The following is an 11,531-nucleotide window of genomic DNA, read 5'->3' on the forward strand; positions in this document are numbered from 1 at the left end:
ACGTCAGGTTCCCACGGCGGGGAGATAAGGATCGTCTTTTCGCGCTCGCTATTTCTCTGAGGACATTACCTATGTGGTACAACGGTCTCCTGGACCTTTCGGCCTGGCAGCTGGTGCTGGTCGTTCTGGCCATGACCCACGTGACCATTGTCAGCGTCACCCTGTATCTGCACCGCCATTCCGCGCACAACTCGCTGGATCTGCACCCCGTGCTGTCGCATTTCTTCCGTTTCTGGCTGTGGTTGACCACCGCCCAGAATACCAAGGAATGGACCGCCATCCATCGCAAGCACCACGCCACCTGCGAGACCGAAGAGGATCCGCACAGTCCGGTGGTCAAAGGCCTGAAGAAGGTGCTGTCCGAGGGCGCCGAGCTCTACCGGGATGCGGCCACGCCGGAGACCCTGGAGCGCTACGGTCAGCGCACGCCGGAAGACTGGGTCGAGCGAAACGTCTACTCGCGCCACCGCATGTCGGGCATTGCGCTGATGGCCGTGCTCAATCTGGCGCTGTTCGGCGTGAATGGCATCTGGATCTGGGCGGTCCAGATGATGTGGATCCCGTTCTGGGCGGCCGGCGTGATCAACGGCATCGGTCACTATTTCGGCTACCGCAATTTCGAGTGTGCGGACAACGCCCGCAACATCAGCCCCTGGGGCCTGATCGTCGGCGGCGAGGAACTGCACAACAACCACCACACCTATCCCAATTCCGCCAAGCTGTCGCGGCGCTGGTACGAAGTGGACATCGGCTGGGGATACATCCGCCTGTTCCAGTTCTTCAAACTGGCCAAGCCCAAGGGCTACCGACCCATCGCGCACCGGGTGCCGGGCAAGCTGGATATGGATGTGGAAACCGTCCAGGCGATCGCCAACAACCGTTTCGACATCATGCGCCAGTACCGCAAGCGCGTGCTGGAGCCGGTGCTGCGTCAGCAGAAGACGGTGATGGAAGAGGACATCAAGCCGCTGTATCGGCGGGCGCGCAAACTGCTGTCACGGGAAGTGACCCTGATCCAGCCGCGCGACCAGAAACAGCTGGATTCCCTGCTGGAGCGCAACGCGGTACTGCGCCAGATCTACGACAAGAGCCACGAGCTGCAGGCCCTGTGGCGTCGCCGCGGCGTCAAGCCGCAGGACAAGCTGCACGCCCTGGCTCAATGGTGTCGTGAGGCGGAGGAGAGCGGCATCCGTTATCTCGAGGATTTCGCCGCGCACCTCAAGTCCTACGCCCTGCGTCCGGCCTAAGTCCGGGCGCGAGCACCCGGCGCGGGATCCCTGTGCCGGGCGTCACTTTCGCGTCACGGCACGCTTTCCATTCGGCTTTCTATTCGATGCGATACAGCCGGCAGCACACCTGACCGGCGGTTTTCTCGCGGTGCAGCGACCAGTGGGCCGGCACGCCCACGCCCGCCAGTTCCTTCTCGTGCTCCAGGTAGATCCAACTGCCCGGGCCCACCCAGCCGTTCTCATCAATCAGGGGCAGCAGGCGGCTGAGCCAGTCCTGGCGGAAGGGGGCATCCATCATCAGGATGTCCATCGGCGCCTCGGGGGCGCGCGCCAGGAACGCCGCCACATCCTCGCAGGCCACCTGGCCGGAGCGGCTTTTCAGCACGCCCAGGTTGTTGCGCAGGGCGTCTGTCAGGGCGCGGGTATGATCGACGAAGGTGACGTCGGCGGCGCCCCGCGACAGGGCCTCCAACCCCAGCACGCCGCTGCCGGCGAACAGGTCCAGGCAGCGGGCCCCGGGCACCACCGGCATCAACCAGTTGAACAGGGTTTCGCGCACCCGGGACGGAGTCGGACGCACCCCACCCATGGCGGGAAACGTCAGTCGCCGGCTGCGCCATTCGCCACCGATGATGCGGAGTTCGCCGGTCTCGACCGGTGCAGGGCGGCCACCGCGGCGGGCAGAGCCGGATTTTTGGGACGTTTTGCGAGGCATGGATTGGCCCGGTTAGCGATGTCTTGAATGACGCGGGCCGTCGCCCGGCGCGGCCCGAATGAAGCGCAGTGTACCCAAAAGCGGCGCCGGTTTGGACGATCCTTGGCCAGGCCGCTAGAATACGCCGTTCTGATGGCGTGCGCCGCCCATCGGCGCCGCCCCTTCGATGTCTCACCTTCTTGACCGACGGAACTGCAATATGATGGCAGAGTGGATTATGACGGGCCTGCTGGCCCTGCTGGTTCTTGTGTTTGTGGCGGAGCTTGTGGGCAAGCGTCGGAACCTCCCGCGCCCCAAGGCCGTTCCCCAGCGCAAACCGGAAGCCCAGCCCGGTGCCGAGCCTGTCGAGGCGGAGCCATCGCAGGACGCCAAAGCCCCGGTTGAGACCAAAGAGCCGCCCGTCGCCGAATCCCCGGCAGCGGCGGAACCCGAACCGGACGTTGAAACCAGGCCTGAAGCGGCTCCCGAGCCCGTCGAGGAGCCCGAGCCGGAAACCCAGGCCAGCGTGTTCCAGCGCATCAGGCAGGGCCTCGGTAAGACTCGTGCCAATCTGGGGTCCGGCCTGGCGGACCTGTTCTCGGCGGGCAAATCGGTGGACGAGGATCTGCTGGAAGAGATCGAGACCACCCTGCTGACCGCTGACGTGGGCATCACTGCCACCACCGAGATCATCGATTCGCTGACCGAAAAGCTCGAGCGCAAGCAGCTCAAGGACGGCGACGCGGTGCGCAAGGCGCTGAAGGACGAGCTGCGCGGCCTGCTGGCGGACAGCACCCAGCCGCTGACCATCGACGGCAGCAAGAAGCCCTACGTGATCCTCGTTGTCGGCGTCAACGGCGTGGGCAAGACCACCACCATCGGCAAGATGGCGCGCAAGTTCAAGGCTGAGGGCAAGTCGGTCATGCTGGCTGCCGGCGACACCTTCCGGGCGGCTGCAGTGGAACAGCTGCAGGTCTGGGGCGAACGTAACGATGTACCGGTCGTCGCCCAGCACACCGGGGCCGACAGCGCGTCGGTGATCTTCGACGCCGTGCAGTCGGCCCAGTCCCGCGGCACCGACGTGGTGATCGCCGACACCGCCGGGCGCCTGCAGAACAAGGACAACCTCATGAGCGAGCTGGAGAAGGTGGTTCGCGTCATGAAGAAGCTGGACGTCGAGACCCCGCACGAGGTGATGCTGGTACTGGATGCCGGAACCGGTCAGAATGCCCTCAGTCAGGCGCAGGTCTTCCAGCAGGCAGTCGGCGTGACCGGCGTGACCCTGACCAAGCTGGATGGTACGGCCAAGGGCGGCATCATCTTTGCGGTGGCCCGTCAGCTCAAGCTGCCGATCCGTTATATCGGCGTCGGCGAGCAGGCCGAGGATCTGCGTCCGTTTGAAGCCGAAGCCTTCGTCGAAGCCCTGTTCGACGAATAGGGCCCGCGCGGGAATTTGCCAGACAGGACGGACAGCCGTTGATCCAGTTTGAGAAAGTCAGCAAGCGCTATGAAGGGGGCCACACGGCCCTGCAAGGCGTCAGCTTTGAGATGGCCCGGGGCGAACTGGCGTTTCTCACCGGCCACTCCGGCGCCGGCAAGAGTACCCTGCTCAAGCTCATCACCCTGATGGAGCGGCCCAGCGCCGGCCACGTGATCGTCGGTGGCCAGCGTCTGAACGAACTGCCGCGCCGTCAGGTGCCCTTCGTGCGTCGCCATATCGGCGTTGTCTTCCAGAATCACCAGCTCCTGTTCGACCGTTCCGTGTTCGACAACGTTGCCATGCCGCTGGAAGTCACCGGCGTGCCGCACCGGGAGATCGGTCGTCGCGTGCGGGCGGCGCTGGACAAGGTGGGCCTGCTCAACAAGGAAAAGATGAACCCGATCCAGCTCTCCGGCGGGGAACAGCAGCGCGTGGGCATCGCCCGGGCCGTGGTCAACAAGCCGCCGCTGCTGCTGGCGGACGAGCCCACCGGTAACCTGGACCCGGAGCTGTCGGCGGACATCATGCACCTGTTCGAACAGTTCAGTCAGGTAGGCGTCACCGTGCTGATCGCCAGTCACGACATTGCCCTGATTCGCCATATGGGCCGCCGCGTGCTGACCCTGCGTCAGGGGGAGCTGAACGTCGGCGACCGCATGCCGTCCGAAGAGGTGCTGTATGGCGTCTGAACGTCGCAACCGCGGTGCCGCCGCCAGCCGGTCGCCCTGGCGTGAGCTGCTGGAAAGCTACGTCCTGCACCATCGCAAGACCGCCCGCGACAGCGCCCAGCGTCTGGTCCAGTCCCCCGTGGCCAGCGCGATGACCTGGCTGGTCATGGGCATTGCCCTGGCCCTGCCGGTGGGGCTCCTGCTGTTGCTGAGCAGCCTGCAGGGCGTCAGCGCCGGCTGGGAAAGCACCGCGCGGGTAACGGTCTATCTCGAGCAGTCCGCCACGCTGGAAGACCTGGACCGGCTGCGCGTCCGCGTGGCCAGCCGGGCGGACGTCACCGACGTCAGTGAAATCACCCGGGACGACGCCCTGGCCGAGTTTCGCGCCTCGTCCGGGCTGGCCGACGCCCTGGATTACCTGGACGAGAACCCCCTGCCGCACACCCTGCTGCTCACGCCCAGCGAAGGCATTCGCAACGAGGCCGGCATGGAACAGTTGATGGCGGCGCTCCAGAAGCTGGATAACGTCGCCCGGGTGCAGGTGGATCTGGGCTGGCTGCAGCGGCTCAATACGCTGACCGACCTGCTGGGGCGGGGCGTCTGGGCGCTGGGGCTGCTGCTCGCCGCGGCAGTGATCCTGGTGATCGGCAATACCATTCGTCTGGCCATCGAGAACCGCCGGGACGAGATTCTGGTGGCCAAGCTGGTCGGTGGCACCGACGCCTTTGTGCGTCGCCCCTTTCTCTATACGGGGATCTGGTATGGCCTGGGCGGCGGCATCATCGCTTTCATCCTGCTGCAGCTGACCCTTTGGTGGCTCAGCGGCCCGGTCCAGCGCCTGGCCAGCCTCTACCGCAGCGAATTTGAACTGTCCGGCCTGTCGTGGGACGGTACCCTGACGCTGCTGGTGGTGTCGGTCCTGCTGGGGTGGCTGGGGGCCTGGCTGGCGGTGAAGCGTCATCTGGATGCCATAGAACCCAGTCAGATTGAAGCAAGTCGTTGAGGCGTCGTTCAGAGGGGGCCGGTGATCCATCCGTTTCGGGTTCACCGTATGGCGTCTTCACCGTTCAATGGTAGACATTAGAGAGAAGGGAAGCCGTCAAACGCGCTTTTATTTTGTAACCGACAGCGTTTGATTTTGGGCTAACCTACTGAATTCAAAAGTTTCATCATGCGTTGATTGGAACTTTGCGGCGGCTTGGCGATCAAAACATTGATTGCTATATTAATGGGTCGCCACGTTGCGGAGGAAAAGCATGGGTACAAGCTTACAGCTGACAGATCGAATGGTTCCGGGTGCCAATCTTGAGGCCTACATTCAGGCCGCAGGCCGCATCCCGATGCTGTCCGCCGCAGAGGAAAAGGAACTGGCCGAGCGCCTGCACCAGGAAAACGACCTGGAAGCGGCCCGTCGCCTGGTCATGTCTCATCTGCGCTTTGTGGTTCACATTGCCCGCAGTTATTCCGGTTACGGGCTGGCCCAGTCCGACCTGATTCAGGAAGGTAACGTTGGCCTGATGAAGGCGGTCAAGCGCTTCAACCCGGAGTATGGCGTTCGCCTGGTGTCTTTTGCCGTGCACTGGATCAAGGCCGAGATTCACGAGTTCATCCTGCGCAACTGGCGCATCGTGAAAGTGGCCACCACCAAGGCGCAACGCAAGCTGTTCTTCAACCTGCGTAGCCAGAAGAAGCGTTTGGCGTGGTTGAATCAGGACGAACTCAAGGCAGTGGCCGCCGATCTGGGCGTCGAGCCCAAGGTGGTTCGCGAGATGGAAGGTCGTCTGGCCTCCCAGGACACGGCGTTCGATGGTCCGATGGACGATGACGACGACCACGCCTACCAGGCACCGGCCTATTATCTGGAGGATCGCCGCGGTGATCCGGCCCAGCAGCTGGAGCAGTCCGACTGGACCGAGGACTCCAACACGCGCCTGATGAACGCGCTGACCGGTCTGGACGAGCGCAGCCAGGATATCCTGCGCGAACGCTGGCTGACCGAGAGCAAGTCCACACTGCACGAGCTGGCGGACAAGTACGGCGTATCGGCTGAGCGGATTCGCCAGCTCGAAAAGAACGCCATGAAGAAGATCCGCATGCAGATGGGCGAGCCCGAGCCCGCCTGATCCGGCATTCCTGTCCGCGGTTGATCGAAACGCCACTGCCCGAAAGGTCAGTGGCGTTTTTGTTTTCCGGCTCCGGCAGGGGCGGCCGACTCCACAGCATGGTCCGGAATCCGCTATGATCCCGGTTATCCACTCGATCCGTGACGGCAAGATGTTATGAATCAACCGCATATCGCCTTTCTGGGGGTTGGCCTGATGGGGGCTCCGATGGTGGAGAACCTGCTGCAGGCCGGCTTCCCCATGACCCTGTGGAACCGCACCGCGAGCAAGTGCGAGCCGTTTGCCGCGCGCGCCGAGGTGGCGTCGACAGCGGCGAGCGCCGTGGCCGATGCCGACGTGGTGATCACCATGCTGGAGAATGGCCCGGCGGTGGACGCCGTGCTGGTGGAGCAGGGCGTGATCGACGCGCTGCGGCCGGATGCGGTCGTGATCGATATGAGCTCCGTACCGCCCTCACTGGCCCGCGAGCACGCGGCCCGTTGCGCAGCTGCCGGCGCCGGATACCTGGATGCTCCCGTCTCCGGTGGCACCGTCGGGGCCGAATCCGCCGCGCTCAGCATTATGGCGGGGGGCGAAGGCGCAGTGCTCGAGCGCGTCCGTGAGGTACTGGAGAGTCTGGGCAAGGTGACCCACATCGGCCCGGCCGGCAGCGGCCAACTGGCCAAGCTCGCCAACCAGGCCATCGTCGGCATCACCATCGGCGCCGTGTCCGAGGCCCTGCTTCTGGCGGCCCGGGGCGGCGCCGACCCTGCAGCCGTGCGCGAGGCGCTGATGGGCGGGTTTGCCGGCAGCCGCATCCTGGAGCTGCATGGCCAGCGCATGATCGATCGCCGGTTCGAACCCGGTGCGCCGTCCCGGATCCAGCTCAAGGACATGCGCATGATCCTCGATGAGGCCCGCGCCGAGGGGCTGACGCTGCCCCTGGCTCAGCGCACCCACGACGAGTACCAGGCGCTGCTGGCCAACGGCCAGGGAGAAGCGGACCACAGCGGCCTGCTGCTGGCCCTGGAACACCTCAACGGCGTCCGGATGACCGCCGCCGACCTGCCGCCGCGGGCCCAGGCCAACCGGGAGTAACATCATGCCGCGCTTTGCCGCCAACCTGACCATGCTGTACCCCGAGCACCCGTTCCTGGATCGTTTTGCCGCGGCTGCGGCGAATGGCTTCACGGGCGTTGAATACCTGTTTCCCTATCCCTGGCCGGCTGCCGAATTGCGCCAGCGACTCGACGACCACGGCCTGACCCAGGTGCTGTTCAACCTGCCGCCCGGGGACTGGGATGGCGGCGAACGCGGCATCGCCTGCCTGCCGGACCGGATCAACGAATTCCGCGAGGGCGTGGACCAGGCCCTTGAGTACGCCCGAGCCCTGGAGTGCCAACAGCTCAATTGCCTCGCGGGCATCCGACCCGACGGCCTGGCCGGCGACAAAGCCCGCCAGACGCTTGTGGACAACCTGCGCTGGGCGGCGCAGCGGCTGGCTCCGGACGGCATCACGCTGCTGGCGGAGGCGATCAACTCGACCGTGGACATGCCGGGATTCTTCCTCGACACGGCCGGGAAAACCCTGGCGGTGCTGGCGGAAACCGGCGAGCCCAACGTCGCTTTGCAGTATGATCTGTATCATATGCAGATCATGTCCGGGGATCTGGTGCGTTCGCTGCGTCAGTATTTACCGCAGGTGGGCCATGTCCAGTTCGCTGACAATCCCGGACGCCACGAACCGGGCACCGGGGAAATCAACTTTGATTTTATTTTCAAAGCATTGGACGAAATGGGGTACAGTGGCTGGGTGAGCGCCGAATACCACCCCAGCCGGGACACCCCGGACACCTTGGGGTGGCTGAGAGCGTCGCCATGAGCTGACCGTCGCCAATTGCGACACCCTCTTACAAGATGTTAACTGGCTGTTTAATGTAGCGGTTCGTACTCTGTAGCCAATCCATTCACGCATAGCGGGAGGCCTGACCGGTGAGAGCGCTGGTAATTGAAGACGATCACGATGTAGCAACCTATCTGGTCAAGGGACTCAAGGAGTCCGACTTCGTTGTCGATCACGCCGCCGATGGCAAGGATGGACTCATGCTGGCGGCCAGCGAAGATTACGACATCATGATCGTCGATCGCATGCTGCCGGGAATGGACGGTCTGAACATCATCAAGACCGTGCGGGCCACCGGAAACAGCGTGCCGGTGCTGATCCTCAGCGCCCTGGGCGACGTGGACGACCGCGTGGAAGGTCTGCGCGGCGGCGGCGACGATTACCTGACCAAGCCGTTCTCGTTCACCGAACTGCTGGCCCGGATCGACGCCCTGGTGCGTCGTAACCGCCAGTCGCCGGAAGCCGAGACGGTGCTGCGCGTGGCGGACCTGGAAATGGATCTGCTGGCGCGAACGGTCAAACGCTCCGGCCAGAACATCGACGTGCAGCCGCGGGAATTCCGGCTGCTGGAGTACCTGATGCGTAATGCGGGGCAGGTCGTCACCCGGACGATGCTGCTGGAGAAGGTGTGGGACTACCACTTCGATCCACAGACCAACGTGATCGATGTGCACATCAGCCGCCTGCGCGCAAAGATCGACAAGGAATTCGATACGCCGCTGCTGCAGACGGTTCGGGGCGCGGGATACATGTTGCGTGAAGATACTTAGTCAGCTTAAAACCTCCACGTTTCAGCTGGCACTGCTCTACATGGTGGTTTTTGCCACCTCGGTTTTCCTGTTGCTGGCGTTTATCTACTGGCGAACCGCCGGTTTCATGACCGAACAGACGGATGAAACCATCGAGGCGGAAATCGCCGGTCTGGCCGAGCAGTACCGGGGGCGTGGCATCAACGGCCTGATCACCATCATTCGCGAGCGGGTCTCCCGGGACCCGAACGCCAAGTCCCTCTATCTGCTGGCCACCGACGACTACCTCAAGCTGGCCGGCAACCTCAGTCACTGGCCGGAAGAAGCCCAGATCCAGAACGGCTGGATCAACTTCACGCTCGACGATGCCGTCGGCTGGGAAGGCTCCGAGCGCCTGGCCCGGGCGCGGGTGTTCGAGGTCCAGGGCGGCCTGCGCCTGCTGGTGGGCCGCGACGTCCAGGAGCTGACCACCCTCAAGCGCCTGATCGAGCGTGCCATCAACTGGGGCATGGGCATCACCCTGGCGCTGGCCCTGCTGGGCGGTTTCATGATGAGCCGCAGCACCACCAAGCGCATCGAAGTCATCAACGCCATTTCCCGGCGCATCATGAACGGCCATCTGTCCCTGCGGATCCCCACCCGCGGCACCAGCGACGATTTCGACCAGTTGGCCGAGAACCTCAACCAGATGCTCGACCGCATCGTCTACCTGATGGAAGGCATCCGCCACGTCTCCGACAGCATCGCCCACGATCTGCGCACGCCCCTGACGCGCCTGCGCAACCAGCTGGAGACCACGCTGCTGGCGGTGGACAACGACGAGGCCCGGGACCAGGCGGCCAAGGCCGTGACCGAGGCGGATCAGCTGCTCGCGACCTTCAACGCCCTGCTGCGCATTGCCCGTCTGGAAACCCGGGGCAACGCCGCCGACAAGACCGTGATCACTCTTGGTGAACTGGTGGCGGACGCCTGCGAGCTCTATGAAGCGGTGGCGGAAGACAAGGAGCAGACCTTCGAGCAGGCGATCCGCGAGGACGTGAAAATCGAGGGCGATCGCGACCTGCTGTTCCAGATGGTCTCCAACCTGATCGACAACGCCATCAAGTACACGCCGGAATCCGGGGACATCCGGGTGGCGGTGGATATTCAGGACGGCGATGCGGTGCTGGAAGTGGCGGACAGCGGTATCGGCATCCCCGACAGCGAGAAAGACAACGTCTTCCAGCGCTTTTACCGGGTCGGCAAGAGCCGATCATTGCCGGGCAACGGTTTGGGGCTGAGTCTGGTCAGTGCGGTTACCGAGATCCATCAGGGCCGTATCGAACTGAAGGACCGGCGCCCGGACGAGGAGGAATTTCCCGGCCTGTCCGTGAACGTTTTCCTGCCGCTGTATCGCCCCATCAAGCGCAAGGCGCTGCGGGCCCAGGAGCAGGCGGTGACGTCGGCGGACAGCGAGGAGAAAGAGCCGGAAGCCGCGTCGGCGCAGGACGACGACGCGCACCTGCGCCAGACGTAAGGGGCCTCTGATTGGCTCCTGTGTTTACGCCAGAATGTTATCAGGCCTGCGCCCGACCACGGACCCGTTTGATCAGGTGCTCGACGCGCCGGAACTGTGAGCCGTAGCGGGCCTGCAGGCTGTCCCATTCCCCTTCCAGATGCTTCTGCTCGGCCATGGCCAGGGCAATCAGGGTGTGGCGGTTCACCTTGCTGGTGACGCCGAAACGGTCGAGTTGGTAGCCCACCGCATCAAGTCCGTTCAGGGCTGTGTCCAAAAGCTTCTTGCTGTTCATTCAAGGCACCTCGTGTTCCCGTATGGGCTGAAAGCTGAGAATCCCATTATGTCGCAGGACTCTATGTTGGCCTACTAGAGTGCTCAACCTAAAACGCGCAAAAGTTCCCGAACGGCGCTTAACAAAGCGTAATTGCCCGGCCACTTGGGTGTAACCCCGGCTGTGTAAACTAGAAACTGTCGAGTAAGCAATACCGGACGCGGAACGCTCCGCTGACGGTATTGTTCCCTCCAGCACAGCGCTAGCCTTAACCCCGCCTTTTGCGGGGTTTTTTTATGTCCAGGGAAAAGGTTTGACGAGGTCGTTGCCGGCGGAGGCGCCATGCAGCCTGGCGGCAGCTCAAGAGCTGGTATTGCCAGAGATGGGAAGCCTTGCGGTGTAAGGCCTCTCAGTCACTCCGTATCCTGCACATACTCTATCGCCGTAATCACCCAGTAGGCCGTGCCGTTGGGCGTGTGCACCTCGGCCTCGTCGTCCACTTCCTTCTTGAGCAGGGCGCGGGCCATGGGCGTGTCGATGGAGATGTAGTCCTTGCGGTCGAAAATCTCGTCGTAGCCGACGATGCGGAAGCGGCGGGTGTCGCCATCCTCGCTTTCGACCGTAACCCAGGCGCCGAAGAACACGCGGCCTTCCTGTTCCGGGGCGTAGTCCACCACTTTCAGGTCCGACAGGGCCCGGCGCAGGTAGCGCACGCGCCGGTCGATCTCGCGCAGCAGTTTCTTGTTGTACTGGTAGTCGGCGTTCTCGCTGCGATCCCCCAGGCTGGCGGCCCACTGCACCTTGCGGGTGATCTCCGGGCGGTGTTCCCGCCACAGGTAGTCCAGTTCCTTCTGCAGGGCGTTGAAGCCCTCGCGGGTGATCAGTTTTGCGCGCATACCCTTTCGTATCCCGAGCGTTGTCGACCGGAGCCGTTGAA

12 protein-coding genes are annotated in these 11,531 nt (G+C 63.7%); 9 read left to right on the forward strand and 3 right to left on the reverse strand.

Translation table 11 applies throughout. The annotated features are described in order from the left end of the window. Positions 1-71 precede the first annotated feature (71 nt). Positions 72-1,247 (forward strand): DesA family fatty acid desaturase, encoded by a 1,176-nt coding sequence (locus DKK67_RS21240; protein WP_111498538.1) that lies wholly within the window; start codon positions 72-74, stop codon positions 1,245-1,247. A 79-nt stretch (positions 1,248-1,326) separates the two neighbouring features. On the opposite strand, the gene rsmD is transcribed toward DKK67_RS21240, so the two are convergent. Then, a complete protein-coding gene (gene rsmD, locus DKK67_RS21245; protein WP_111498539.1) occupies positions 1,327-1,944 on the reverse strand; it encodes a 16S rRNA (guanine(966)-N(2))-methyltransferase RsmD in 618 nt (205 codons plus the stop codon). A gap of 199 nt (positions 1,945-2,143) precedes the next feature. Here rsmD and ftsY point away from each other — a divergent pair, with 199 nt between their 5' ends. From ftsY to DKK67_RS21285, 8 genes are all read left to right on the forward strand, one after another. Beyond that, the gene (gene ftsY, locus DKK67_RS21250) at positions 2,144-3,361 is read left to right on the forward strand and encodes a signal recognition particle-docking protein FtsY (RefSeq protein WP_111498540.1); all 1,218 of its coding nucleotides are present in this window, start codon (positions 2,144-2,146) and stop codon (positions 3,359-3,361) included. Positions 3,362-3,399: 38 nt separating this feature from the next. Continuing rightward, positions 3,400-4,092 carry a cell division ATP-binding protein FtsE gene (gene ftsE, locus DKK67_RS21255; RefSeq protein ID WP_111498541.1) on the forward strand — a complete coding sequence of 231 codons (693 nt, stop codon included), beginning with the start codon at positions 3,400-3,402 and terminating at the stop codon, positions 4,090-4,092. After that, complete coding sequence (gene ftsX / locus DKK67_RS21260) at positions 4,082-5,074, forward strand: permease-like cell division protein FtsX (RefSeq protein WP_111498542.1); 993 nt, start codon at positions 4,082-4,084, stop codon at positions 5,072-5,074. The genes ftsE and ftsX overlap by 11 nt, the downstream gene beginning before the upstream one ends. Before the next feature lie 253 nt (positions 5,075-5,327). Next, positions 5,328-6,194 carry an RNA polymerase sigma factor RpoH gene (gene rpoH / locus DKK67_RS21265; protein ID WP_111498543.1) on the forward strand — a complete coding sequence of 289 codons (867 nt, stop codon included), beginning with the start codon at positions 5,328-5,330 and terminating at the stop codon, positions 6,192-6,194. Positions 6,195-6,350: 156 nt separating this feature from the next. After that, positions 6,351-7,271, forward strand: a complete 921-nt coding sequence (locus DKK67_RS21270; RefSeq protein WP_111498544.1) for an NAD(P)-dependent oxidoreductase — start codon at positions 6,351-6,353, stop codon at positions 7,269-7,271. A 4-nt stretch (positions 7,272-7,275) separates the two neighbouring features. Further along, positions 7,276-8,055 (forward strand): hydroxypyruvate isomerase, encoded by a 780-nt coding sequence (gene hyi / locus DKK67_RS21275; protein ID WP_111498545.1) that lies wholly within the window; start codon positions 7,276-7,278, stop codon positions 8,053-8,055. Between the two features lie 110 nt (positions 8,056-8,165). After that, positions 8,166-8,846 (forward strand): winged helix-turn-helix domain-containing protein, encoded by a 681-nt coding sequence (locus DKK67_RS21280; RefSeq protein ID WP_111498546.1) that lies wholly within the window; start codon positions 8,166-8,168, stop codon positions 8,844-8,846. Then, the gene (locus DKK67_RS21285) at positions 8,833-10,341 is read left to right on the forward strand and encodes a HAMP domain-containing sensor histidine kinase (RefSeq protein ID WP_228160730.1); all 1,509 of its coding nucleotides are present in this window, start codon (positions 8,833-8,835) and stop codon (positions 10,339-10,341) included. The genes DKK67_RS21280 and DKK67_RS21285 overlap by 14 nt, the downstream gene beginning before the upstream one ends. Positions 10,342-10,381: 40 nt before the next feature. Here the strand turns inward: DKK67_RS21285 and DKK67_RS21290 are convergent, their stop codons facing one another. Beyond that, entirely contained in the window at positions 10,382-10,615 is a 234-nt protein-coding gene (locus DKK67_RS21290; RefSeq protein WP_111498547.1) for a hypothetical protein, read from the reverse strand. A gap of 392 nt (positions 10,616-11,007) precedes the next feature. Then, positions 11,008-11,490 carry a transcription elongation factor GreB gene (gene greB, locus DKK67_RS21295; protein WP_111498548.1) on the reverse strand — a complete coding sequence of 161 codons (483 nt, stop codon included), beginning with the start codon at positions 11,488-11,490 and terminating at the stop codon, positions 11,008-11,010. Positions 11,491-11,531: the final 41 nt, after the last annotated feature.

This window comes from Marinobacter bohaiensis, assembly GCF_003258515.1.
In the GTDB taxonomy this organism is placed as follows: Bacteria; Pseudomonadota; Gammaproteobacteria; order Pseudomonadales; family Oleiphilaceae; genus Marinobacter_A; species Marinobacter_A bohaiensis.